Here is a 25,144-nt window from a genome sequence, read left to right as displayed (position 1 = left end):
CGGAACCCCCGACTCCACCGCCGCGGTCGAAGGCCGCACCCGGGGCCAGGAGTGCGTCCGGATCGCCGGCGGGCGGCTGGTGCGCATGCTCTGCCGCCCCACCATCACCGGGCTCGAGAATGTCCCGACCAGCGGCGGGTTCATTGTGGCCAGCAACCACCTCAGCTTTCTGGACTCCGTGCTCATCCAGGGGATCTTCCCGCGGCCGGTGAGCTTCTTCGCCAAAGCCGAGTACTTCACCCAGCCCGGAGTCCGCGGACGCGGCATGCGCTTCTTCTTCGAATCCTTCGGCTCGGTGCCGGTGGACCGGGACAAGCAGTCCGGCGCCGTCGAGGCGCTGTTCGGGCTGACCAGCATCATCCGCGCCGGCCACGGCGTGGGCATCTACCCGGAGGGCACCCGCAGCCGGGACGGCCGGCTGTACCGGGGGAAGAACGGCGTCGGCTGGCTGGCCCTGGCCACCGGGGCGCCGGTGATCCCCGTCGGGCTGCGCGGCACCCAGCGGCTGCAGCCGCCGGACAAGAACACGATCCGGCCGGCCAGCTTTGAGATGCACGTCGGGGCCCCGCTGCAGTTCGAACACCTGGGGGAGCGGCACCCCCTTCCGGTGCGCCGCGACGCCACCGCCCAGATCATGGACGCCATCGCAGGGCTCTCCGGGCAGGAGCGGGTGGAGACCTACAACTCCCGGCCCACCGACCCCAGCCTGACTGAGGGAGCCGATGGCTGATCCAGCCTCCTACCGCCCGGCCCCCGGGGAGATCCCGACCCGGCCCGGGGTCTACCGGTTCATCGACCCGCACGGCCGGGTGATCTACGTCGGCAAGGCGAAGAACCTGCGATCCCGGCTGAACTCCTACTTCACCTCCGTCCACCAGCTGCACCCCAAGACCTACGCCATGGTGCACGCAGCCGCCGACGTCGAGTGGACCGTTGTGGGCTCCGAGCTGGAAGCCATCCAGCTGGAGTACACCTGGATCAAGCAGCACACGCCCCGGTTCAACATCATGTACCGGGACGACAAGTCCTACCCCTACCTTGCAGTCACCATGAACGAGAAGGTGCCGCGGGTGCAGGTCATGCGCGGGGACAAGAAGCCCGGGGTGAAGTACTTCGGCCCCTTCCATCCCGCCAAAGCGATCCGCGAGACCGTGGACACTATGCTGCGCGTCTTCCCGGTGCGGTCATGCTCGGCGGGAGTCTATAAGCGGGCGGCCGCCTCCGGCAGGCCCTGCCTGCTCGGCTATATCGACAAATGCTCTGCCCCCTGCGTGGGCAATATCTCGGTGGAGGACCACCGGCGCCTGGCCGAAGAGTTCGTCGAGGTCATGGCCGGCCGGCACGGGCCTCATATGCGGCGCATCGAGGAGCAGATGAAGCAGGCGGTGGACGAGCTGCGGTTCGAGGACGCCGCGCGCCACCGCGACGACCTGGAGGCCCTGCGCCGGGTGTTCGAGCGCAACGCCGTCGTCCTCGCCGAGGACACCGAAGCCGATATCTTCGCCTTCGCCTCCGATGAGCTGGAGGCCAGCGCCCAGGTCTTTCACGTGCGCCAGGGACGCATCCGCGGTCAGCGCGGCTGGATCTCGGAGAAGGTGGAGGAGATCGACGACGCCGGCATGGTCGAGCAGCTTCTGCTGCAGATCTACGGGGCGATGCCGGACACCGAGCGCATCCCCCGGGAGGTCCTGGTGCCGGCCCTGCCGGAGAACCACGAGGAGCTCACCGCCTGGCTGAGCGGACGCCGCGGAGCCAAAGTGAGCCTGCGGGTGCCGCAGCGCGGAGACAAAGCTGCCCTGCTGGGCACCGTGCGGGAGAACGCCGAGCAGGCGCTGTCGCTGCACAAAGCGCGCCGCTCCAGCGATATCACCACCCGATCGGCGGCGCTGCGCGAACTGCAGGAGGCCCTGGGCCTCAGCGAGCCGCTGATGCGCATCGAATGCTTCGACATCTCCCACACCTCCGGAACCAGCGTGGTCGGATCCATGGTGGTCATGGAGGACGGGCTGCCCAAGAAGAAGGACTACCGGCGGTTCTCCGTGCGCGGCGAGGCGGCCCGGGATGACACCGCCGCCATGCGGGACGTCATCAGCCGCCGCTTCGCCCGCTACCTGGAGCAGCAGCGCCAGGAGCAGGAGGAGCTCGCGCGGCAGGAGCCGGCTGCCCAGCCCGCCACCGCCGAAACCGACAGCCAGGTCCGCGAGTCCACGCTCACCGACCGCGACTCTCCACGCTTCGCCTACCCGCCCAGCCTGGTGGTGGTCGACGGCGGCCAGCCGCAGGTCAACGCCGCCCGAGAGGCACTCGACGAGCTGGGACTTCAGGACATGCCCGTGGTGGGCCTGGCCAAACGGCTGGAGGAGGTGTGGCTGCCTGAGGACCCCTTCCCGCTGGTGCTGCCGCGCAGCTCGGAGGCGCTCTATATGCTCCAGCGCATCCGCGATGAGGCGCACCGCTTCGCCATCCAGTACCACCGCTCCGCTCGGTCGAAGCGGATGACAGCCTCCGCACTGGACGAGGTGCCCGGCCTGGGACCGCAGCGGCGGGCCTCCGTCGTCGCCCATTTCGGCTCAGTGGCGCAGCTGAAGAGAGCCACCGCCGAGCAGGTCGCGGAGGTGCCCGGCATCGGACTTCAGACTGCCCAGCGCATCCTGGACCATCTGCACGGCGAAGCCGCGAACAGCGACTCCCAGCCGCCCGAGCAGGCGGCTGACGGCGCAGATCCCACCGGGTAGAGTCTTCAACTATGAGCACGGAACTGACACCGGTCAAGCCGCCCGAGAACGAGCTGCTGATCATCACCGGCATGTCCGGGGCGGGGCGCACCACCGCCTCCCACGCCCTGGAGGACATGGGCTGGTACGTGGTGGAGGGCCTTCCCCCCGAGCTCATCTCCACCATGATGGACCTGGTCGCCCGCCATCCGGGATCGGTGGAGAGGCTCGCCGTGGTGCTGGACGCGCGCAGCCGGGGGCTCTACTCCTCCATGCAGGAGGGGCTCGCCCAGATCCGTGCCGCCGACATCACCTACCGGGTGCTCTTCCTGGAGGCCTCCGATGAGCTGCTGGTGCGGCGCTTCGAACAGGGCCGCCGCCCGCACCCGCTGCAGGGCTCAGGCCGAATCCTCGACGGCATTCAGGCCGAGCGGGAGCTGCTGGCCCCGGTGAAGGATGAGGCCGATATCGTCCTGGACACCACGGACCTGAACGTCCACGGGCTGGCCAACTCCATCAACGAGCTCTTCAACGACGACGGCCCCATCACGCTGCGGCTGAACGTGATGAGCTTCGGCTTCAAATACGGGGTGCCCGCCGACGCCAACTTTCTGGCCGACGTGCGCTTCATCCCCAACCCCCACTGGGTGCCCGAGCTGCGCCCGCTGACCGGCCTGGACGAGAAGGTCAGCGAGTATGTGCTGGTGAACAAGGGGGCCGAGGACTTCGTGGACCGGTACGTGGAGGCGCTGATGCCGGTGCTGGAAGGCTACCGCCGGGAGAACAAGCACTATGCGACCCTGGCGGTCGGATGCACCGGCGGCAAGCACCGATCGGTGGCCATCAGCGAGGAGCTGGCCCGCCGGCTGGACCAGCTGCCCAATGTCACCGTCAACGTCGTCCACCGCGACCTCGGACGCGAATAGCCGACAGGACCGCCGTCATGTCTCCCTCTGTCCCAGCGCAGCGGCCCACCGGACCGATTCCCATGGTCACCACCACCGCCCAGAACCTGCGGGTCCCGCACTCCGGATCCTCGTTCCGGGTCTCCGCCCTCGGCGGCGGCCACGGGCTGAAGGCCACGCTCTCGGCGCTGCGCGTCATCGCCGCCGAACACCTCACCGCCATCTGCACGGTCGCCGACGACGGCGGCTCCTCCGGACGGCTGCGCCGCGACATGGACGTGCTGCCTCCCGGGGATCTGCGCATGGCGCTGACAGCCCTGTGCGATGACACCGACTGGGGCAGAACCTGGGCCGATGTGATGCAGCACCGGTTCAGCTCCAAGGAGGGGGTCTGCGGCAGCCTGGACAACCACGCCATGGGAAACCTGCTGATCGTGGCGCTCTGGGAGCTGCTCGGCGACCCGGTGGACGGCCTGCGCTGGGCCGGTGCGCTGCTGGGAGCCCGGGGCCAGGTGCTGCCGATGTCGCGAACCCCGCTGACCATGTCCGGCCTGGTTCAGCCTGATGACCCCGGCGAGCAGCCGGTGCGCATCTCATCCCAGGCGGAGCTCGCCCGTGCCGGCACGCTGGGGCGCCTGACCGATGTCCAGATCCATCCCGCCGACGCCGAGGCGTGCCAGGAGGCGGTCACCGCCATTGAGCTCTCCGACTGGATCGTCTTCGGACCCGGCTCCTGGTACACCTCCGTGCTGCCCCACCTGCTGCTGGATGACATGCGCACCGCCCTCTATGAGACCGAGGCCAAACGCTGCGTGGTGATGAACCTCACCTCGGATCTCGCCGAGACCCGCGGCATGAGCCCGGCCGACCACCTGAACGTCATCGCACACTACGCGCCGAAAATGCACATCGACGCCGTGATCGCCGACCCGGGCAGCGTCCGGGACGAGGACCGCAGCGCATTCGCCGATGCCGCCCAGCGGCTGGGGGCAGAGATCACCTATGCCCGGGTGCGGCGGCAGGACACTCCCGCAGTGCATGATCCGCTGCGGCTGGCCATCGCATTCAACGAGGTCTTCCATGGCTGAGCGGGCGCCCGTCGGCGCTGCGGACGGGGGCTTTCCCTGACGTCCAAGAAACTCCAGTACTATGGCCGTCGCTCAACCGGCCCCGACGATGACGAAACACTTGCGAGGACTCGATACCTATGGCGCTGACCGAATCGGTCAAGGACGAACTCTCCACCGTGGAGGTCACCACGACCTCGGAGCGGAAGGCAGAAGTCTCCGCCATGCTGCGCTTCGCCGGCGGACTGCACGTCATCTCCCGGCGCATCGTGATCGAGGCCGAGCTGGACCACGCGGCCACAGCGCGACGGCTGCGTGCCGCCCTGGGGGAGATCTACGGCCACCAGTGCGAGGTCATCGTGGTCTCCGGCAACGGGCTCAAGCGCGGCTCCCGCTATGTGGTGCGTGTAGTGCGCGAGGGAGACGCCCTGGCTCGGCAGACCGGACTGCTTGATGCGCGCGGCCGCCCGGTGCGGGGACTTCCCGCCGTCATCGTCAACGGTTCCATCGACGACGCGGTCGCCGCCTGGCGGGGCGCGTTCCTGGCGCACGGCTCGCTCACCGAGCCCGGCCGCTCCTGCTCCCTGGAGGTGACCTGCCCCGGCCCGGAGGCCGCCCTCGCCCTGGTGGGATCCGCCCGGCGCCTCGGCCTGGTCGCCAAGGCTCGCGAGGTGCGCAACGCTGACCGGGTGGTGATCCGCGATGCCGATTCCATCGCCCAGCTGCTCACCCGGATGGGCGCCCACCAGACCCTCAAAGTCTGGGAGGAGCGGCGCCAGCGCAGGGAGCACCGAGCATCGGCCAACCGGCTGGCCAATTTCGACGACGCCAATCTTCGCCGCTCCGCCCAGGCCGCCGTGGCCGCCGGCGCCCGCGTGGAACGAGCCCTGCAGATCCTCGGCTCCGATGTGCCCGAACACCTCGAATACGCCGGTCGGCTGCGGCTGCAGCATAAGCAGGCCTCGCTGGACGAGCTGGGCCGGCTGGCCGAACCGCCGATGACCAAGGACGCCATCGCCGGGCGGATCCGCCGCCTGCTGGCGATGGCGGACAAACGGGCGGAGGAGCAGGGCATCCGCGGCACTGAAGCCAATGTCACCGACGACATGCTGGGAGACTGACGCCTGGTCTTCATCCCTGGGTGAAATCGCCGCGTCACACTGCTCAACCCCCTTACAGAGGAGCGGCGGCGGTGCATAGGATTGTGACCAGCGAGGCTGTGACCTCGACCAACCGTCATAAGGAGGAACGCATGGCTGAGTACACCCTTCCTGAGCTTGACTACGACTATGGCGCCCTGGAGCCGCACATCTCCGGCCGCATCATGGAGCTGCACCACTCCAAGCACCACAACACCTATGTGGGCGGCGCCAACACTGCTCTGGAGAAGCTGGCCGAGGCCAGGGAGAAGGGCGACTACGCCACGACCCCGAAGCTGCTCAAGGACCTGCAGTTCAACCTGGGCGGACACACCAACCACTCCATCTTCTGGAAGAACCTGACCCCCAACGGCCAGGAGCGCCCCGAGGGCGAGCTGGCAGCCGCCATCGACGAGTACTTCGGCTCCTTCGAGAAGTTCCAGGAGCAGTTCACCCAGGCCGCCCTGACCATCCAGGGCTCCGGCTGGGCCATCCTAGCCTACGAGCCCATCGGCGGAAACCTGGTGATCGAGCAGTTCTACGACCAGCAGAACGGCATTCCGGTGGCCACCACGCCGCTGCTGATGCTGGACATGTGGGAGCACGCCTTCTACCTGGACTACCAGAACGTCAAGCCCGACTACGTGAAGGCCTTCTGGAACATCGTCAACTGGGAGGACGTCGCAGCCCGCTTCGCCGCCGCCCGCAGCGGCGCCAAGGCGCTGATCACTCCGTGAGCTGCCGCTGACGCGCACCGCGGTGCGGAGGATGTCCCGCGTCACACCGAGCGGGACAGCTGTGAGAGAATAGCTTACGAAAACTGAACACGTTCTGCAGATCAACCTGAGAACAACGACGTTGTTGGGGGTCGGCGGCGCTGAAGCATCTTCAGCCTGCCGGTCCCCAACTCGCATTCTGGGCACATTCAGCCCCACCGGACACGGAAGGAAGACCCCACAACATGGCGACCAAGATCGCAATCAACGGATTCGGACGAATCGGACGCAACGTCCTGCGCGTGCTCGAAGACCAGGGCCAGGACTTGGAACTGGTGGCGATCAATGACCTGACCGATCCGTCCGCCCTGGTGAATCTGACCAAATACGACTCCGTCATGGGACGCTACCCTGCCGAGGTGCGCCTCGAGGGGGATCACCTGATCGCCGGCGACCGGCGGATCCGGCTGCTGTCTGAGAAGGACCCGGAGAAGCTGCCGTGGGGCGAGCTCGGAGTCGACATCGTCATTGAGGCCACCGGGTTCTTCACCGATAAGGCCTCCGCCGGCAAGCACCTGTCCGCCGGCGCGAAGAAGGTGGTGGTCTCCGCCCCGGCCAAGGGCGCCGACGCCACCTTTGTGCTGGGCATCAATGAGGAGACCTACGACGCCGAGAAGCACACCGTGATCTCCAACGCCTCCTGCACCACCAACTGCCTGGCGCCGCTGGTGAAGGTGCTGCACGAGGAGTTCGGGATCGTCGAAGGCCTGATGACCACCATCCACGCCTACACCGGAGACCAGCGGCTGCACGACGCCCCGCACAAGGACGCCCGCCGCGCCCGTGCTGCAGGGGTGAATATGGTGCCCACCTCCACCGGCGCCGCGGCCGCCATCGGTGCCGTGATCCCCGAGGTCGACGGCCGGCTGGACGGCTTCGCAGTCCGGGTGCCCACCATCACCGGTTCCGGAACGGACCTGACCGTCACAGTCGCCGCCGAAGGCGTCACCGTCGAAGACGTCAACGCCGCATTCCGGCGCGCGTCCGAGGGCAGCCTGGCCGGAGTGCTCTCCTACAACGAGGACCCTATCGTCTCCAGCGACATCGCCGGGGACAAGCACGCCTCCATCTTCGACGCACCGCTGACCAAGGTGATCGGCAATACGGTGAAGGTCTTCGCCTGGTATGACAATGAGTACGGCTACTCCTCGCGTCTGGTGGAGATGGTCGACTACATCGGCCGCACCCTGTGAGCGCCGCCCCGCTGAGGCCCCCGGAGCCGGAGTCTCCGCCGGCGCCGCCGGCCGCCGATTGATAACCTGGCACCATGACCGCAGCTACGCTCAACACCCTGCTCTCCGACGGCGTCTCCGGCCGGACCGTACTGGTCCGCTCCGACCTCAACGTCCCCCTCTCCGAGGGCGCCTCAGGCCGGTCGGTCACCGATGACGGACGCATCCGAGCATCCCTGCCGGTGCTGGAGAAGCTCGCCGCCGCCGGCGCGCGGGTGGTGGTCACCGCGCATCTGGGCCGCCCGAAGGGCACCCCGGATCCGCAGTACTCCCTAGCACCGGTGGCCGCCCGGATGGCTGAGCTGACCCAGGTGACCATCCGGCGCGCCGAGGACCTGGTGGGGCCCAGCGCCCGCACAGCAGCTTCTGAGCTCTCAGACGGGGAGATCCTGCTGCTGGAGAACGTCCGCTTCGACCCCCGCGAGACTTCCAAGGATGAGGCCGAGCGTAGTCAGCTGGCCGCGGAGCTTGCTGAGCTGGTCGGCCCGAAGGGCGCCTACGTCAATGACGCCTTCGGTGCGGTCCACCGCCGGCACGCCTCGGTCTATGACATCGCCTCGCGGCTTCCGGCCTACCAGGGGGACCTGGTGGCCGACGAGCTGCAGGTGCTCAAGCGGCTCACCGAATCCCCGCAGCGGCCCTACACCGTGGTGCTGGGAGGCTCCAAGGTCTCCGACAAGCTCGCAGTGATCGAGAACCTGATCCCCAAGGCTGATGCCCTGCTGATCGGCGGCGGCATGGTCTTCACCTTCGCCAAGGCGATGGGATACGGGATCGGGAAGTCGCTGGTGGAAGAGGACAAGCTGGAGACCGTGACCGGGTTCATCCGCACCGCAGAGCAGCAGGGCTGCCGGCTGGTGCTGCCCACCGATATCGTCATGGCCTCCCACTTCGCCGCCGATGCCGAGTATGAGGTGCTGGGCATCGATCAGCTGGAATCCGGCGCGTACGGGGACCAGGCGCTGGGCCTGGACATCGGCCCGCAGACCGGAGAGGCCTTCGCCGCGGAGATCAGCGGCTCCAACACCGTGTTCTGGAACGGCCCCATGGGAGTCTTCGAGATGGAAGCCTTCGCCTCCGGCACCGCGTCGGTGGCCCAAGCATTGGCGGACTCCCCGGGCTTCACCGTGGTCGGCGGAGGCGACTCCGCGGCCGCAGTGCGAACCCTGGGCTTCGACGAAAGAGCCTTCGGCCACATCTCCACCGGAGGAGGCGCGAGCCTGGAGTACCTGGAGGGCAAGAGCCTCCCCGGCCTGGAAGCGCTCAACGCCTGAGCCCACCACCTGCCACTACCGAGAGTAAGGACGCGATGACTGCACAGAAGGACGGACAGTTCGTGCGCCGGCCCCTGATCGCCGGGAACTGGAAGATGAACATGGACCATATGCAGGCCATCGCCCTGGTCCAGAAACTCGCCTGGACCCTGGACGACGCCGGCCACGACTACCAGCGCGTACAGGTCTCCGTCTTCCCGCCGTTCACCGACCTGCGGGGGGTCCAGACTCTGGTGGCCGGGGACAAGCTCTCACTCGACTACGGCGCCCAGGACCTCTCGCCGCAGGACTCCGGCGCCTACACCGGTGATATCTCCGGCGCCTTCCTCGCCAAACTCGGCTGCACCCAGGTACTGGTGGGCCACTCGGAGCGCCGCGAGATCCACCGCGAGGACGACGCGATGGTGCGCTCCAAGCTGGAGGCTGCGCTGCGCCATGGTCTGGCCCCGGTGCTCTGCGTGGGGGAGGGGCTGGAGGTCCGCGAGGCGGGCGATCACATCAGCCACACCCTGGCGCAGGTGCAGGCCGCCGTCGAGGGATTCACCGCCGAGCAGCTGGCGGAACTGGTCATCGCCTATGAACCGGTCTGGGCGATCGGGACCGGGAAGGTCGCCGGTGCCGAGGACGCCCAGGAGATGAGTGCGGCCATCCGCGCCAAACTCGCCGAGCTGCACGGCCAGGACTTCGCCGATTCGGTGCGCATCCTCTACGGCGGCTCGGTGAAGTCCGGCAATGTCGCCCAGATCCTGCAGGGAGCCGACGTCGACGGCGCCCTGGTGGGTGGAGCCTCACTGGATGCCGAAGAGTTCGCCAAGATCGCCCAGTTCGAGAAGCACATCACCGCCTGAGGCTTGGGACCCGCAGACGGGAAATGCCCCGCACGGCGGGGAGCCTGTATCCTGTAAGCCGCTTCGTTCCGTGCTCCTGAAGACAGAAAGGTCGCAGTGACTGCCCTGACTATCGGACTCCAGGTCCTGCTGCTGGTGATCAGCCTGCTGCTGATCATGCTCATCCTGCTGCACAAGGGCCGCGGCGGCGGCATGTCAGACATGTTCGGCGGCGGTGTGACCAGCTCCCTGGGCTCCTCCGGCGTGGCCGAGCGGAACCTGACCCGGCTGACCATCACCCTGGGGATCCTCTGGGGCCTGATCATCGTGGGCCTGGCGCTGCTGGTTCAGGTCAACGCCGGCTGGTAAACCCCTAGGCGCTCACAGAGGCGCTGCCGCTCACAGAGCCGCTGCGGCGTCCCTGTCCAGGTGCCAGATGGTCTCCTGGGCACCGCGGGCATTGGCGGCCGGCACGCGATCCACATCCGGGTCCGCTGAGAGCGCCTCCGCGGCCGCCTGGGCCTTATCAGCCCCGGTCACCCCGGTCCACACGCGCCGCGCGGTGTGCACCGCGCTGAAAGTCAGCGTCACCCGCAGCGGCGGGCCCAGCTGCGGCGGGGCATCAGACTCACCGGTGGTGGCCTGTCCGGTCACGCGCAGAGACTTCTTGCCCGGGAACAGACTGTTGATATGGCCGTCGGGTCCTACGCCCAGCAGCATCACAGCGAAGCGTGGCATCGCCAGTCCGTCGACGCCCCCGGCGGGCGAATGAGCCTCCAGCTGCTGGGCGTACATCTGGGCCCCAGCCTCCGGATGGGCGGCCTCCTCCGAGCAGGGCATCGGATGAATATTGTCCTCCGGGAGGCCGTGCTCGGCCACCAGCAGGTCCAGCAGCGCTTGGCGGGCCTGGGTCTCATTGCGCTCGGGGTCGTCCTCGGGCAGCAGGCGCTCATCGCCCCACCAGAAGTGCACCCGCGTCCAGTCGGGCGTGGGAACGCCGTCGGCGGCCACCAGAGCCGCAGCCGCCTTCAGCGTGCGGATCCCGGCACCCCCGCCGGTCAGCGACACATGGGCCAGGCCCTCTTCGCGCACGGTCTCCTGGAGGACACCCAGCAGCTTGACCGCAATCCCTTCGGCCACGGCATCGGCGTTGTCAAACACCTCGATCTGCGGCTGGGCTGCCGCAGAGTTGATCTGAAGGCCCGTCATAGCCCCACCTTTCGTCGACGTCTTATCCGCAGACTGCCCGGCACACGCTAGCCCGGCCTGCTCCATACCCCATGGACACCTCCTGGGTGCCCGCCGTCTCCGGCGCGGGCGCCGGGTTAGGGGACCCGCCAGCTGCGTCCGTCCCGCTCCAGCAGCTCGTGGGCAGCCTCCGGCCCCCACGAACCGGGCGCATACGGGTCCGGCTGGGTCCCCAGGGCCTCCCAGTGCTTGACGAAGGGATCCAGGATTTGCCAGGAGAGCTCCACCTCGCGGTGCCGCGGGAACAGCGGCGGCTCGCCGAGAAGCACATCGAGGATCAGCCGCTCATAGGCCTCCGGAGACTCCTCTGCGAAGGAGCGGCCGTAGCTGAAGTCCATGTCGACATCGCGGATGTCCATCTGGGTGCCCGGAACCTTGGAGGCCAACCGCAGTGTAGCTCCCTCATTGGGCTGAATGCGGATGATCAGCGCATTCTGGCCGAACTGAGCCTCATCGGCCTCAGTGAACAGCAGATTGGGGGCTCGGGTGAACATCACGGCGATCTCAGTCACCCGCTTGCCCAGCCGTTTGCCGCTGCGCAGGTAGAACGGCACACCCGCCCAGCGGCGAGTGTGGATCCCCAGCTTCAGGGCCGCGAATGTCTCCGTGGTGGAGTGCGGGTCGAATCCCTCCTCCTCCAGGAAGCCAACCACCTTCTCGCCGTTCTGGGTCCCGGAGGTGTACTGGCCGCGTGCGCTGGCGGCGGTGATGTCCTCGGGAACCAGCACGGCTTCGAGAACCTTCTCCTTCTCCCGCCGCAGATGATCGGCGTCGAAGTTGATCGGCTCCTCCATAGCAGTCAGCGCCAGCAGCTGGAGCAGGTGGTTCTGGATCACGTCCCGGGCCGCTCCGACGCCGTCGTAGTAGCTGGCCCGCCCACCGATGCCGATGTCCTCGGCCATGGTGATCTGGACATGGTCGACGTGCTGGTTATTCCACAGCGGCTCGAACAGCCGGTTGGCGAACCGCAGCGCCAGCAGGTTCTGCACCGTCTCCTTGCCCAGATAATGATCGATCCGGAACACCTCGTGGGAGGCGAAGACCGACTCCACCACCTGATTGAGCTCGTGCGCGCTGGCCTCATCGTGGCCGAAGGGCTTCTCAATGATCACCCGGGACCAGGAATCATGGGCAGACTCTGAGCGGCGGGCCAGACCATGGGCGGAGAGCTTCTGGCAGACGATCTCGAAAGAGTTGGGCGGAATTGAGAGGTAGAAGGCGTGGTTGCCCCCGGTGCCGCGCTGGGTGCGCAGCTCGGTGAGGATCTCCCCGAGCTGCCGGTAGGCGGCATCGTCCTCGAACCCCTGCGCTGAGACGAAGCGCAGCCCGGAGGCCAGCTGCTGCCAGGTGTTCTCGTCGAATTCGGTGCGCGCACCGGCCTGGATATGGTCGCGCACCTCATCGGCGAAGTCCTCATGGCTCCAGGGACGGCGCCCGAAGCCCACCAGGGAGAAGCCCTCCGGCAGAAGCTGGCGGTTCGCCAAATCGTAGAGCGCCGGCAGCAGCTTCTTTCTCGCCAAATCGCCGGTGACTCCGAACATCACCATGGCGCAGGGACCGGCAGGACGGTTCGCTCCATTGCCGGTCTCCTTCGGCACCCCGCGCAGGGCGGAGGCCAGCGGATCTCCGTGATGCGCTGCAGAACTCATGCGCTCAGCTGCCCCACCGCGTCGAGCACCTGCTGCAGACCGGCGCGCCGGTCACGCAGATGCAGCTGCACCACAGGACGGCCGTGCTCGGCCAGCACCTGGGCGTCTCCGGCGGCCTGGGCGGAGATCAGCCGGCCGAGTGTGAAGGGCCGCTCGGGCACCTCAAGGTCCTCGTCGGTCTCGGCAGTGATCTGCAGGAAGACTCCGACGGCGGGCCCGCCCTTGTGGAACTGCCCGGTGGAGTGCAGGAAGCGCGGCCCCCATCCGAAGGTGACCGGGCGGTTCGCCGCGGCCGCCAGCTGCGGGCGGATCTCCTCCAGCTGCGACTCGCCCAGCCGGTCCAGATACGCCATCACTGCCAGATAGCCGGTCTCCGGCAGCCGCTGAAGCAGCGCCCGAAGGACGGCGGGCACATCGGCTTCCCCCTGTAGGGAGGCATCGCCCCAGGTGCGGATCTCCACGGCTGCGTCGGTCACCGGCTCCGCGGACTCCGGGGCAGGGGAGTCCAGCAGGCTGCGGGCAGCGGCCTTGGCGGACTCCACATCGGGCTGATCGAAGGGATTGATGCCCAGCAGGGAGCCTGCCACGGCGGTGGCGGTCTCCCAGAGCATGAACTGTGCGCCCAGGCTCCCGCCGGTGCGCACCACATGCGGGCTGACCACGGTCTCCTCCGGGTCGTCGTCCACTGAGGAGCCGTCCTCGGCCTCAGCATCGATGATCTCCACCACCAGGAGGTCGTCGGCGTCCCAGGTCAGCTCCGGCTCGCCGTCGGCCACAATGACCGGCAGCACTCCGGTTCCCGCTTTGCCGGTGGATTCAGCGATGAGCTGCTCGATCCAGGCGCCCAGGCCCACCAGTGGTGAGCCGGCGTCGACGATCACCAGCTTGTCCCGCAGCGGCGAGGTGCCTCCCACGGCGGAGCCCAGCTGCAGCCCGGGATTGGCGGCGTCGTCGGTGAAGAGGATCTCTGCGGCATCCTCGGCCTCATCCAGCAGAGCCTCAATATCGGCTCCGGCCAGGCCCGAGGGCACCAGTCCGAAGGCGGTCAGTGCCGAGTAGCGCCCGCCGACCGAGGGGTCGGCCTCGAACAGGGCCCGCACCCCGTCCTGCTGGGACTGCTCGGCCAGGGGGGAGCCGGGATCGGTGACCACCACAGTGCGGGCGGCCGCGTCGATGCCGGCGGCGGCGAAGGCCTGCTGCACAATCCGGCGCTGGGAATCGGTCTCCACTGTGGAGCCGGACTTGGAGGCGACCACCAGCACTGTGCGCTCCAGCTCTGCCAGCGCGGACCGGACCTGGTGCGGGTCAGTGGAGTCCAGCACCACCAGGTCTACACCCGCGGTGGCGCAGATGACCTCAGGCGCCAGGGAGGACCCGCCCATCCCGGCGAGCACCACCCGGTCCACACCCTCTGATGCCAGCTCCTGGCGCAGGGCGGTGATCCGGGGGACGAGCTCCCGGGATGCGGCGAACGGTGAGACCCAGCCCAGCCGCTTGGAGGCCTCATCCTCTGCCGCGGCGCCCCAGAGGGTCCGGTCCTTGGAGGCCAGCCGCGAGGCGAACTCATGGTCCAGCAGACCGGGCACATGGGTGTCGGCAGCTTCGCGGGCCGCGCCCAGCAGTGACAGTGACAGCGAGCTCATGGGTGGATTCCCTTCAGTGGTCAGCAGTTTCTGCCGGCAGTATTCAGCTGTTGCGCTTCAGACCCTCATCAACGGTGCTCAGCAGCCCCTCCCAGGAGGTCTCGAACTTCTGAAGGCCTTCGCGCTCCAGGGTGTCGACCACGTCGCGGTAGCTGATTCCGGCTGCCGAGATGCCGTCGAGCACCCGGTTGGACTCCACGTAGGTGTCAGTCATGGTGTCGCCGTCGATCTCGCCGTGGTCGGCCAAGGCATTCAGCGTCTTCTCCGGCATAGTGTTGACCACCCCGGGGGCGGCCAGCTCGGTGACGTAGAGCGTGTCGGAGAGGCTGGGATCCTTGGTGCCGGTGGAGGCCAGCAGCAGCCGCTGGGGGTGGCCGCCGCGCTCAGCCAGCAGCAGCCAGCGCTCGGAGCTGAAGGACTCCGAGGCGATCTGGTGGGCCAGCCGGGCATTGGCGATCGCCGCCTTGGACTTCAGCTTCTCGGTGCCGGGCTTGCCCTCTTCGGCGGCCAGCTCCAGGCGCTTGTCCACCTCGGTGTCCACCCGGGAGACGAAGAAGCTGGCCACCGAGTGGATCTTGGAGATGTCCCGACCGTTGGAGTGGGCCTTCTCCAGCCCGAGCATGAACGCGTTGATCACCGCGCGGTAGCGCTCCAAGGAGAACACCAGGGTCACGTTGACGCTGATGCCCTCAGCCAGCACGGCGGCAATGGCCTCGATTCCCTCCACCGTGGCAGGGATCTTGATCATCACATTCTCACGGTCCACCGCCTCGTGGAGCCGCTTGGCCTCGGCGATGGTGGCATCGGCGTCCCGGGCCAGGCGGGGGTCCACCTCGATCGAGACTCGGCCGTCCACTCCGTCGGTGGCGGCGTAGACCCCGGCGAAGACGTCGCAGGCCTCCCGCACATCGGAAGTGGTGATCTCGAAGACGGCCTGCTCGGCGTCGGCCCCGCGGGAGGCCAGCTCAGCCAGCTGCTGCTCATAGGCGTCCCCGGAGCCCACCGCCGACTCGAAGATCGTGGGATTGGTGGTGACACCCACTACGTGGTGGGTTTCGATCAGCGAGGCCAGGCTGCCGGAGTTCAGCCGTTCGCGGGAGAGATCGTCCAGCCAGATGGACACACCGACGTCTGAGAGGGCCTTGGTGTTGGGGTTTCCGGTGGTTGCAGTGCGCTCAGCAGTCATGATGCTCCTTGGGATCGTCTCAGCCGGCTGCGCCGAGGGACTCCTCGGCGGCCTGGGCTACGGCTTCGGCGGTCAGGCCGAACTGTTCGTAGAGGGTCTTGTAGTCGGCGGAGGCCCCGAAGTGGTCCAGGCCGACGATTCGCCCGGCATCACCCACATAGCGGTACCAGGTCATCGGATGCGCCGCCTCCACGGCCACCCGCGCCCGAACGGCCGGGGGAAGCACGGACTCGCGGTAGGACTGGTCCTGCTGCTCGAACCACTCCAGGCACGGCGCGGAGACCACGCGCGCCGCGATGCCCTTGGCGGCCAGGGACTCGCGGGCCTCCACAGCCAGGGAGACCTCCGAACCGGTGCCGATGAGAATCACGTCCGGGGTGACCACCTCGCCGTCACGGACGGCTTCGGCGAGCACATAAGCCCCGCGGGACACTCCCTCCACCGAGGCGAACTCCGCGGCGGTGGCCTCACCTGCGCCGCGGGCGAAGGTCGGCACACCCTGACGGGTCAGCGCGATGCCGGCAGGACGGCTGCGGTTCTTCAGCACCTCGCGCCAGGCAACGGCGACCTCATTGGCGTCGGCAGGGCGCACCACGTCCAGCCCAGGGATGGCGCGGAGGCTGGCCAGCTGCTCCACCGGCTGGTGGGTGGGCCCGTCCTCGCCGAGGCCGATGGAGTCGTGGGTCCATACGAAGATCGATCCGATGCCCATCAGGGCGGCCAGCCGCACGGCCGGACGCTGGTAGTCGGAGAAGATCAGGAACGTGCCGCTGTAGGTCCGCAGCGGAACGGAGAGCTGCACACCGTTGGTGATGGCGGCCGCAGCGTGCTCACGCACGCCGAAGTGCAGGTTCCGCCCATAGGGGTTGCCGGTGAACTTGCCGGTGGAGCGGTCCTCCGGCACAAAGCTGGGTTCCGACGAGATGAGCGTGTTGTTGGAGCCGGCAAGGTCTGCCGAACCGCCCCACAGCTCCGGCAGCACCGGGGCGATGGCGTTGAGCACCTTCCCCGAGGCTGCGCGTGTGGCCACGGCCTCCCCGGCAGGGAACTCCGGCAGCGCCTGCTCCCAGTCAGCGGGCAGCTCGCCGGCCTGCAGCCGGTCGAACAGCGCGGCGGCGTCGTCGTTGCTGGACCGCCAGGCCTGATAGGACTTCTCCCACTCTGCGCGGGCCTCGGCTCCCCGGTCGGCCACCTGGCGGGCATGGGCAAGCACCTCCTGGTCGAGGTGGAAGTGCCGCTCCGGATCGAACCCCAGGGCCTCTTTGACCGCGGCCAGCTCCTCCTCGCCGAGTTTGGAGCCGTGGATCCCGCCGGTGTTCTGCTTCTTCGGGGCCGGCCACCCGATGATGGTGCGCAGCGCGATCAGAGACGGTTTGGAAGTCTCCGTCTTGGCTTCGGCCAGTGCCCGCTGCAGCTCCTCGACGTCCTCGACGTAGTCGCCGGTCTTCAGCCAGTCCACGCGCTGCACATGCCAGCCGTAGGCCTGATACCGGGCGAGCACGTCCTCGGTGAAGGCGATGTCTGTGTCGTCCTCAATGGAGATCTTATTGTCGTCCCAGATCACGTTGAGGTTGCCCAGCTCCTGGTGGCCGGCCAGCGAGGAGGCTTCGGAGGTGACGCCCTCCTGCAGGTCGCCGTCGGAGGCGATGACCCACACAGTGTGGTCGAAGGGGGACTCGCCGGGGGCGGCCTCCGGATCCAGCATTCCGCGCAGCCGGCGCTGACCGTAGGCGAAGCCCACAGCCGAGGCCAGGCCCTGGCCCAGCGGCCCGGTGGTGATCTCCACGCCGTCGGTGTGGCCGTACTCCGGGTGACCGGGGGTCTTCGAGTCCCAGGTGCGCAGCGCCTGGATATCCTCCAGCTCCAGGCCGTAGCCGGAGAAGAACAGCTGCAGGTAGAGGGTGAGACTGGTGTGGCCGGGGGAGAGGATGAAGCGGTCCCGCCCGATCCAGCGCGGATCGGACGGATCGTGGCGCATCACCTTCTGGAACAGCAGGTAGGCAGCAGGCGCCAGGGACATGGCGGTGCCGGGATGGCCGGATCCGACCTTCTCCACCGCATCTGCGGCGAGCACCCGCAGGGTGTCGACGGCGCGGCGGTCCAAGTCTGTGAAGACGGCGGAGTCGTTGCGGGCGGTCTCGGTCACTGTCAGTGTCCTCCAAGCAGTTGATCGGTCCTACGGGGTTGGTGGAGGCACGCCCTTGTGCCGCATCTCACTCCAGCCTACCGGCGGAGCGGACGCACGTCTTGGGTCACCGGATCGCTGCAGGAGCCTGTGGGGCGTTGCTGGCCTGCGGCAGCCCCAGGGCGAAGGCGATCAGCGCCAGGTTCCGGTGCCTGATGACCAGGTCGGCCTGCTCTGCCAGTGCCGGCTTCGCGCAGAACGCGGCGCCCACACCTGCTGATGTCACCATATCCAGATCATTGGCGCCATCGCCCACTGCGACCACATTGTGAGCATCCACGCCGAACTCTTCGGCCCACTGGAGCATCAGCCGCCGCTTGCGGGACCGGTCCACCACCTCTCCGGTGACCTGGCCGGTCAGCTTCCCGCCGGCTAGCTCCAGCTCATTGGCTGCGGCAGCGGTCAGGCCCAGCTGCTCGGCCAGGGGCTGCAGGATCTGGATGAACCCGCCGGAGACGGCGCACACCGGGTGTCCGGCCGAGCGGAAGGCAGCGATGAGCTGCGCCGCTCCGGCGGTGGGGGAGAGGTCTCGGCGGGTGTCTTCGAGCACCTGCTCGCGGAGCCCGGACAGCGCACGGACCCGGGCGTGCAGGGAGGCGGTGAAGTCGAGCTCGCCCGCCATGGCGCGCTCGGTGATCTCGGCGACCTCAGTGCCGCGGCCCGCGCGGGCGGCCAGCAGGTCGATGACCTCCTGGTCGATCAGGGTGGAGTCCACGTCCATCACCAGCATCATCGGCTCGGAAGTGCTGCGCGGCCGCAGCTGGGCCGGCAGAACCGTGGAGGTCACTGGTGAGCTGTCCAGTCGATCCGCGGCGTCCTCCAGCAGCGAGTCGATCAGCTGGGTGCCGTAGTCGTCGTCGGAATCCGCCATCTGCAGCGCCCAGCGCACTGCGCGGACCTCCCCGGCGTAGGTAGTGAACCCGGCCGCCTCCGCATGATGCACCGTGCCGCGCCGGGAGAACTCCGCCGTCAGGGAACGGATCAGAGCAGCGTCCAAGTGATCGGCGCAGAGCATGGCGATGGTGCCCGGGAGAGGATGAGTCATAGCCTGTCCACACTATCGCGATGAGGCTGTGCCGCGTGGCCTGCGGCCGCGGCTCGTTAGATAGTGTGTTGACCATGAGTCCAGTCCTGAACCTCGACGGCGTGACGGTCCGCCGGGGCCGCAAGCACCTTCTCAACAACATCAGCTTCGAAGTGTTCGAAGACCAGCGCTGGGTGATTCTGGGGCCCAACGGGGCGGGGAAGACCACACTGCTGCAGATCGCCGCCGGCCGGCTGTTCCCCACCACGGGAAAGGCCCAGGTGCTGGAGGAGACCCTCGGGCAGGTGGACGTCTTTGAGCTGCGGCCGCGGGTAGGCCTGTGCTCCAATGCTGTGGCGAACTCGCTGCCGGGCCATGAGACCGCGCTGAACGTGGTGGTCACCGCCGCCTACGGAGTGACCGGCCGCTGGCGGGAGGAGTATGAGCGTCTGGATGAGCGGCGGGCCTTCCAGCTGCTCAACGACTGGGGGGTCGGTACCGTCTTCGACCGTCCCTTCGCCTCGCTCAGCGAAGGGGAGCGCAAGCGGGTGCAGATCGCCCGGGCCCTGATGACTGACCCGGAGCTGCTGCTGCTGGACGAGCCGGGCGCCGGACTGGATCTGGCCGGCCGGGAGTCCCTGGTGGAGCGCACCTCTGAGCTGATCGGCAGCGCGGAGGCCCCGGCCACGATTCTGGTGACGCACCACCTGGAGGAGATTCCCCCGGGCTTCACCCATGTGCTGCTGATGCGCGACGGGGAAGCAGTGGCGGCAGGGCCGATCGGTCAGACCCTGACCTCGGAGAGCCTCAGCGCCACCTTTGACATGCCGCTTCAGCTGGTGGAGCGTGACGGCCGCTACTCGGCCTTTATGAAGCGCTGATGGAGGCGCTGCTCGGCGTTGAGCTGCACGGGCTGGGCCTCGGTGGACTGGCGCTGATTCTGCTGGCGGCGGTATGGGCCGGAGCCATCAACACGGTGGTGGGCTCGGGAACCCTGGTGACCTTCCCCGTGCTGGTGGCCATGGGAGTGCCCCCGGTGTCGGCAACAGTGTCCAATGCGATGGGGCTGATTGCCGGCAACTTCACCGGCGCCTGGGGCTACCGTCGGGAGATCGCGCAGGTCAGACCGGTGCTGGCCAAGCTGGTGCCGGCCTCCTTCGCCGGTGGGGTCATCGGTGCGACGCTGCTGATCACCCTGCCTGAGGAAGTCTTTGCGCGGGTTGCCCCGGTGCTGATCCTGATCTCCCTAGGCATGGTCATCGCCCAACCCCGCTTGGCTCGCTGGGTGCGGCGCCGTGCCGCCGAGCGCACTGCAGATCCTGATCCGGAGACGCCCCAGCCGGGGGAGGATCCGGAGAGTGTTGCGCGCAAGGCGGCTGACTCGGTGGGCTGGCCGCTGATTCTTCTGGTGTTCCTGGCGGGAATCTACGGCGGCTACTTCGTGGCCGCCCAGGGAATTCTACTGATGGGCGTCCTGGGGGTGCTGCTGGCGGCCACCATCCAGCAGGCCAATGGTGTGAAGAACCTGCTGGTGGCGTTTGTGAACCTCACCGCGGCGATCAGCTACGTGCTGGTCGACTACCTCATGCGCGACCCGGACGAGCGGGTCATTCTCTGGGGCGTGGTGGCCCTGATCGCCGTCGGCTCCACCGCCGGGGGCCTGATCGGAGCCTGGGTCGGCCGCCGGCTCAGCCCGGTGGTGCTGCGCAGCATCATCATCCTGCTGGGCCTGGTGGCCTTGGTGGTGGTGCTGCGCAACCTCGTGGTGGGCTGAGCCGGACGGCTGATTCTGCTAGGGCGCCTCGTAGTAGATCGGCGCGTTCGGTCCCAGCGGCACATCCAGCCACATCCACCCAAGTGTCATCAGCGTCCACACGCCCATGAACGCCAGCGAGTAGGGCAGCATGACTGAGACCAGCGAGCCGATGCCCAGTCGCTTGTCGTAGCGCTGGGCCACCGCGATGATCAGCGCAAAGTAGGTCATCAGCGGGCTGAGGATATTGGTGGCCGAGTCGGAGACGCGGTACGCGGCCTGGGTGAACTCCGGAGAGATGCCCAGATGCATCATGATCGGGACCATTACCGGAGCCAGCATCGCCCACTTGGCCGAGGCCGATCCGACAAAGAGGTTCACAATCGCGACGAACGCCATGAACACCAGAACCAGCGGAAGGCCGGTGAGGTTGATGGAGTCCAGCGCCTCCGCTCCGATCACCGAAACGATCAGGCCCAGATTGGACTGGTTGAAGTAGGCGATGAACTGCCCGGCGGTGAAAGCCAGCACCAGGAACATCGCCATACCGGCCAGAGTCTGGGAGAGCTGGTTGACCACATCGGTGTCATTACGGACCACCTTGGTGACGATCCCGTACACCAGGCCGGGGATGAAGAAGGCGATGATGATGACCACCACCAGCGAGCTCATAAACGGTGACTGAACGATCGCCCCGTCCTCGCCGCGCAGCACGGCATTCTCCGGAACGATCAGCAGCAGAAGCAGACCCACGGTGACCACCAGCGAGATGCCTGCGGCGATCAGGCCCTTCTTCTCCAGCGAGGTGATCTTCAGGGAGTCGCGGTCTTCGCCCTTGAGCACACCCTCACCCTTCCACTCGCCCAGGCGGGGCTCGACGAGGAACTGGCTGACCAGGGTGCCGACGATAGCCAGCACGAAGGTGGAGACGATGATGAACCAGTAGTTCATGGCCAGGTTCATCTGGTCGGCGTATCCCGGGTCCACTGTGGCGGCCGCCTCGATGGTCAGCTCACCCAGCAGCACATCGGTGCCCGAGAGCAGCAGGTTCGCGCTGAACCCTGCCGAGACACCGGCGAAGGCCGCTGCGATGCCGGCCAAGGGGTGCCGGCCCAAGGAGACGAACAGGATCGCTGCCAGCGGTGGCAGCACCACGTAGCCGGCGTCGGAGGCCACCGAAGACATGATGCCGGCGAACACGATGGCGAAGGTGACCAGGGTCCGGGGGATGGCGAGGATGAAGCTGCGCAGCGCAGTGCCGATCAGCCCGGACTGCTCGGCCATACCGATGCCGATCATGGTGGCCAGCACCACGCCCAGCGGAGCGAAGCCGATGAAGTTGTCCACCATGGAGGTGAACATCCACTCCACACCCTCAGCAGAGAGCAGGTTGAAGACCTCCACCTGCTCGCCCTCCAGGGGGTCCTCCACGCTGAGGCCCAGCTGAGAGAAGATCCAGGAGAGCACGACCACCAGCAGCGCCAGCAGCGCGAAAAGCGTGGCCGGATGGGGGAGCTTGTTTCCGGCGAACTCGATGACGTCGAGGAACCGTTGGAAGGGGCCGTGCGGTTTGCTCTTGGCAGTCACCGCTGCTCCTGAGGCGTCCTCAGTCTGGTCCGGGGAGTCCGGATCGTTCGGGGGAGTACTCATAGTTCTGTATGCACTTTCAGCCAGTTGAATGGTCGGATGAGCCGTTTGGCGCGCGCCCAATTGTAGGGGGCGCCCCTCTGCGCCGGGCGAATTGGGGGGATTCGGGCGGGTGCGGTAGCATGGAGTGTTGGCCATCAGGCATTTGCCGTGATGTGCTCTGTCTGAGAAACCCCAGCTTCTGGCAAAATCCAGCGGCGCACGAAAAGGACACCACACCTATGAAGTCAGATATTCACCCGACCTACCAGCCGGTGATCTTCAACGACCTCTCCTCCGGCGAGAAGGTTCTCACCCGCTCCACCGTCACTTCGGAGAAGACCATGGAGTGGGAGGACGGCAACACCTACCCGGTGATCGACGTCGAGATCTCCGCCGCTTCGCACCCCTTCTACACCGGCAAGCAGCGGATCATGGACTCCGCCGGCCGTGTGGAGCGCTTCAACCAGCGCTTCAAGGGCTTCGGCGGCAAGAAGTAAGACTCCCTCAGCGGCCTGCATTTGGGCCGCCCGGCTGCTGTCGTGCTAAGCTCTCTTGGCTCCACAATGAGGCTCTCAGCGTGGCAGCAGACCCCCTGCGCGGGTGGCGGAATAGGTAGACGCGCTAGCTTGAGGTGCTAGTCCTCTATTAATGAGGGTGCGGGTTCAAGTCCCGCTCCGCGCACAGTATCGGAACCCGGTCTGATCAGGAGCAATCCTGACTCAGGCCGGGTTTTGTCGTTCCCAGGTGCGTGTCGGCTCGCTCGCGCCGCTGCGACTCTGAATCTGATGTGGCGTCAGCGCGCCCGGGGGAGCAGGGGTCACCTCGGTGGAGCCTGCTGACGCCCCCTGCCGCCTCGACACCACCGCCGGAACAGCGCCCGGCCCACCCGCAGCAAGATCGTCCTGATAATCATGCACTGACCATAACCGCTCAACCCGTGAGCCCGCTCCATGTGATGGGCGCTTCCGATCCTTGGCGACCTGGCTCACGCATACAGCCACAATACAGATGCCGTCCGGGGCCGGGAAGGCTGAGCGGACGGCCTCTCGTCACCGGCGACCAGGGCTCCCGGGCTGCTCAGCGTACGTTACGTGCCGGATGGGCCCAAACCCCGGTCCTGAAGAGCCGAGTTCAGCACTTTCCAGCACGTAACGCCAGAGGATGGGCGCGCGATGTGGGCGCCCGGGGGCCGGCGCTGGGCGGAGTGCGGCTCACGAGGGCAACGCTGCCGGGCCTGCGGCGAGTGCGCAGGTAATGTGGAATCCATGGCAGCAACCAATCCTTCAGCACAGGCCGAACAGGACGTGGTGGACTTCTGCCGCGACCTCATCCGCATTGACACCACCAACTGGGGTGAGGGGAAGTCCAAGGGAGAGCGCGAAGCGGCCGAGTACTGCGCAGAGATCATGCGCCAGGCCGGCCTGGAGCCGCAGTTCTTCGAGCGTGAGGCCGGGCGGACCAATGTGGTCGCACGAATGCGCGGCACCGATCCGGAGGCCGGAGCCCTGGTGGTCCACGGTCACCTGGATGTGGTGCCCGCCCAGGCGGAGGACTGGCAGGTGGACCCGTTCGGCGCGGAACTGATCGACGGCCTGATCTGGGGCCGCGGCGCAGTGGACATGAAGGACATGGACGCCATGATCCTGGCCAGCCTGCTGCAGATGTCGCGAGAGGGCCATCAGCCGCAGCGGGACATCATCTTCGCCTTCTTCGCCGATGAGGAGGACAACGGCGCCTACGGGGCACGCTGGCTCACAGATACCCACCCTGAGGTCTTCGACGGCGCCACTGAAGCCATCAGCGAGGTCGGCGGGTTCTCCGCCGATATCGCCGGCCACCGCGCCTATCTCATCCAGACCGGAGAGAAGGGCATCCACTGGACCAAGATGATTGCCGAGGGCACCGCCGGACACGGCTCGGCTGTCCACGATGACAACCCCGTGGTCCACCTGGCCGAAGCCGTCGCCGCCATCGGCAGCCACGAATGGCCCATCGAGTACACCAAGACCACCCGGGCGCTGTTCGAGCAGCTCTCCGAGCTCACCGGCATTCCCTTCGACCCGGAGGACCCCAGCGAGCTGCTGGAGGCCACCGGACCCACCGCCCGGTTCATCGCCGCGACCCTGCGCAACACCTCCAACCCCACGCTGCTGACCGCCGGGTACAAGCACAATGTGGTCCCCGGCCAGGCAGAGGCGCTCGTCGACGCCCGCACCCTGCCGGAGCAGGACGCCAAGGTGGCGGCGACTCTGATGGAGCTGGCCGGGGAGAAGGTCCGCTTCGAGCTGCTCAATGAGGGCATCGCCCTGGAGGTCCCCTTCTCCGGCACCCTGGTGGAGCAGATGATCGACTCCCTGCGCGCTGAGGATCCCGAGGCCACAGTGCTGCCCTATATGCTCGGCGGCGGCACCGACAATAAGCACCTGGCCAAGCTGGGGGTCACCGGCTACGGATTCGCGCCGCTGAGACTGCCGGCAGACTTGGACTTCACCGGCATGTTCCACGGAGTCGATGAACGAGTACCGGTGGACGCGCTGCAGTTCGGTGTGCGGGTGCTGCACCGGTTCCTCACCGCCCAGTAGGACACCGGTCAGAACAGCGCCGCCGGGCAGGACACCGGGCAACGCCCTGCCGGCCAGGTCACTGTGGGCTATGCGGTGCGGACTACCCGCATAATTCGCCGCCGCAGCCAATACTTGCGCACTCCTCCGGTGTAGAGCGCGGAGCGGCGCAGCTCCCAGCGGCCGTACTCAGCGTGGTCTATCACCCGGCGTCGCACCTCCGCCAGCGACTCACGGGGCTGGCACGTCAGCACCATATACTCCCAGCCGCGGCCGTCGTCGGTCTCGGTGACATAGCGGTCAGTGGCCAACATGGAGACCACTGTAGGACA

The 25,144-nt window shown here is 67.5% G+C and carries 22 protein-coding genes and 1 tRNA gene; 15 read left to right on the top strand and 8 right to left on the bottom strand.

Annotation, left to right across the window (positions count from 1 at the left end; translation table 11 throughout):
- The first annotated feature begins 85 nt into the window (after nt 1-85).
- The 10 genes from Q1K09_RS03600 to secG all read left to right on the top strand — a co-directional run bounded on the left by Q1K09_RS03600 (nt 86) and on the right by secG (nt 10,303).
- Nucleotides 86-730, top strand: coding sequence for a lysophospholipid acyltransferase family protein (locus Q1K09_RS03600; RefSeq protein ID WP_300343326.1), 645 nt, complete (start codon nt 86-88; stop codon nt 728-730).
- Nucleotides 723-2,735, top strand: a complete 2,013-nt coding sequence (gene uvrC / locus Q1K09_RS03595; protein ID WP_300343301.1) for an excinuclease ABC subunit UvrC — start codon at nt 723-725, stop codon at nt 2,733-2,735. The genes Q1K09_RS03600 and uvrC overlap by 8 nt, the downstream gene beginning before the upstream one ends.
- An 11-nt stretch (nt 2,736-2,746) precedes the next feature.
- Entirely contained in the window at nt 2,747-3,640 is an 894-nt protein-coding gene (gene rapZ / locus Q1K09_RS03590) for an RNase adapter RapZ (protein ID WP_300343299.1), read from the top strand.
- Between the two features lie 62 nt (nt 3,641-3,702).
- Nucleotides 3,703-4,707, top strand: coding sequence for a uridine diphosphate-N-acetylglucosamine-binding protein YvcK (yvcK, locus tag Q1K09_RS03585; protein WP_300343325.1), 1,005 nt, complete (start codon nt 3,703-3,705; stop codon nt 4,705-4,707).
- 119 nt (nt 4,708-4,826) lie between these two features.
- Complete coding sequence (gene whiA / locus Q1K09_RS03580) at nt 4,827-5,807, top strand: DNA-binding protein WhiA (RefSeq protein WP_300343297.1); 981 nt, start codon at nt 4,827-4,829, stop codon at nt 5,805-5,807.
- Between the two features lie 131 nt (nt 5,808-5,938).
- On the top strand, nt 5,939-6,562 hold the full coding sequence (locus Q1K09_RS03575; RefSeq protein ID WP_300343295.1) for a superoxide dismutase: 624 nt from the start codon (nt 5,939-5,941) through the stop codon (nt 6,560-6,562).
- Between the two features lie 224 nt (nt 6,563-6,786).
- Nucleotides 6,787-7,794 (top strand): type I glyceraldehyde-3-phosphate dehydrogenase, encoded by a 1,008-nt coding sequence (gene gap, locus Q1K09_RS03570; protein WP_300343293.1) that lies wholly within the window; start codon nt 6,787-6,789, stop codon nt 7,792-7,794.
- Nucleotides 7,795-7,868: 74 nt separating this feature from the next.
- Complete coding sequence (locus Q1K09_RS03565; protein ID WP_300343291.1) at nt 7,869-9,107, top strand: phosphoglycerate kinase; 1,239 nt, start codon at nt 7,869-7,871, stop codon at nt 9,105-9,107.
- 35 nt (nt 9,108-9,142) lie between these two features.
- Nucleotides 9,143-9,955, top strand: a complete 813-nt coding sequence (tpiA, locus tag Q1K09_RS03560; protein WP_300343289.1) for a triose-phosphate isomerase — start codon at nt 9,143-9,145, stop codon at nt 9,953-9,955.
- A gap of 96 nt (nt 9,956-10,051) precedes the next feature.
- Nucleotides 10,052-10,303: a preprotein translocase subunit SecG gene (gene secG / locus Q1K09_RS03555; RefSeq protein ID WP_300343287.1), complete on the top strand. Its 252-nt coding sequence runs from the start codon at nt 10,052-10,054 to the stop codon at nt 10,301-10,303.
- A gap of 30 nt (nt 10,304-10,333) precedes the next feature.
- Here secG and pgl read toward each other — a convergent pair whose 3' ends face one another.
- From pgl to serB, 6 genes are all read right to left on the bottom strand, one after another.
- Complete coding sequence (gene pgl, locus Q1K09_RS03550) at nt 10,334-11,143, bottom strand: 6-phosphogluconolactonase (protein WP_300343285.1); 810 nt, start codon at nt 11,141-11,143, stop codon at nt 10,334-10,336.
- A gap of 116 nt (nt 11,144-11,259) precedes the next feature.
- Complete coding sequence (gene zwf, locus Q1K09_RS03545; RefSeq protein ID WP_300343323.1) at nt 11,260-12,729, bottom strand: glucose-6-phosphate dehydrogenase; 1,470 nt, start codon at nt 12,727-12,729, stop codon at nt 11,260-11,262.
- Between the two features lie 98 nt (nt 12,730-12,827).
- Nucleotides 12,828-14,474, bottom strand: coding sequence for a glucose-6-phosphate isomerase (locus tag Q1K09_RS03540; protein ID WP_300343283.1), 1,647 nt, complete (start codon nt 14,472-14,474; stop codon nt 12,828-12,830).
- Between the two features lie 43 nt (nt 14,475-14,517).
- Nucleotides 14,518-15,660: a transaldolase gene (gene tal, locus Q1K09_RS03535; protein ID WP_300343281.1), complete on the bottom strand. Its 1,143-nt coding sequence runs from the start codon at nt 15,658-15,660 to the stop codon at nt 14,518-14,520.
- A gap of 19 nt (nt 15,661-15,679) precedes the next feature.
- Nucleotides 15,680-17,806 (bottom strand): transketolase, encoded by a 2,127-nt coding sequence (gene tkt / locus Q1K09_RS03530; RefSeq protein ID WP_300343279.1) that lies wholly within the window; start codon nt 17,804-17,806, stop codon nt 15,680-15,682.
- Between the two features lie 106 nt (nt 17,807-17,912).
- Nucleotides 17,913-18,890: a phosphoserine phosphatase SerB gene (serB, locus tag Q1K09_RS03525; RefSeq protein WP_300343277.1), complete on the bottom strand. Its 978-nt coding sequence runs from the start codon at nt 18,888-18,890 to the stop codon at nt 17,913-17,915.
- A gap of 74 nt (nt 18,891-18,964) precedes the next feature.
- Here serB and Q1K09_RS03520 point away from each other — a divergent pair, with 74 nt between their 5' ends.
- Nucleotides 18,965-19,750, top strand: coding sequence for an ABC transporter ATP-binding protein (locus Q1K09_RS03520; RefSeq protein WP_300343275.1), 786 nt, complete (start codon nt 18,965-18,967; stop codon nt 19,748-19,750).
- On the top strand, nt 19,750-20,643 hold the full coding sequence (locus Q1K09_RS03515; protein WP_300343273.1) for a sulfite exporter TauE/SafE family protein: 894 nt from the start codon (nt 19,750-19,752) through the stop codon (nt 20,641-20,643). Before Q1K09_RS03520 ends, Q1K09_RS03515 begins: the two co-directional genes overlap by 1 nt.
- Before the next feature lie 18 nt (nt 20,644-20,661).
- Here the strand turns inward: Q1K09_RS03515 and Q1K09_RS03510 are convergent, their stop codons facing one another.
- On the bottom strand, nt 20,662-22,272 hold the full coding sequence (locus Q1K09_RS03510) for an AbgT family transporter (RefSeq protein WP_300343271.1): 1,611 nt from the start codon (nt 22,270-22,272) through the stop codon (nt 20,662-20,664).
- A 218-nt stretch (nt 22,273-22,490) separates the two neighbouring features.
- Between Q1K09_RS03510 and Q1K09_RS03505 the strand changes: the two genes are divergently transcribed.
- From Q1K09_RS03505 to Q1K09_RS03495, 3 genes are all read left to right on the top strand, one after another.
- Nucleotides 22,491-22,748, top strand: a complete 258-nt coding sequence (locus tag Q1K09_RS03505) for a type B 50S ribosomal protein L31 (RefSeq protein WP_300343270.1) — start codon at nt 22,491-22,493, stop codon at nt 22,746-22,748.
- A 97-nt stretch (nt 22,749-22,845) separates the two neighbouring features.
- Nucleotides 22,846-22,932: transfer RNA gene (locus tag Q1K09_RS03500), tRNA-Leu, on the top strand.
- Nucleotides 22,933-23,516: 584 nt separating this feature from the next.
- Nucleotides 23,517-24,833, top strand: coding sequence for a M20/M25/M40 family metallo-hydrolase (locus tag Q1K09_RS03495; protein ID WP_300343268.1), 1,317 nt, complete (start codon nt 23,517-23,519; stop codon nt 24,831-24,833).
- Nucleotides 24,834-24,901: 68 nt separating this feature from the next.
- On the opposite strand, the gene Q1K09_RS03490 is transcribed toward Q1K09_RS03495, so the two are convergent.
- Entirely contained in the window at nt 24,902-25,126 is a 225-nt protein-coding gene (locus tag Q1K09_RS03490) for a DUF5703 family protein (protein ID WP_300343266.1), read from the bottom strand.
- Between the last annotated feature and the right edge of the window lie 18 nt (nt 25,127-25,144).

Origin of the sequence: Nesterenkonia sp., assembly GCF_029265375.1 — a bacterium.
In the GTDB taxonomy this organism is placed as follows: Bacteria; Actinomycetota; Actinomycetes; order Actinomycetales; family Micrococcaceae; genus Nesterenkonia.
The sequence above is the reverse complement of the archived record's forward strand: the minus strand, read 5'-3'. Positions and strand labels throughout refer to the sequence as shown.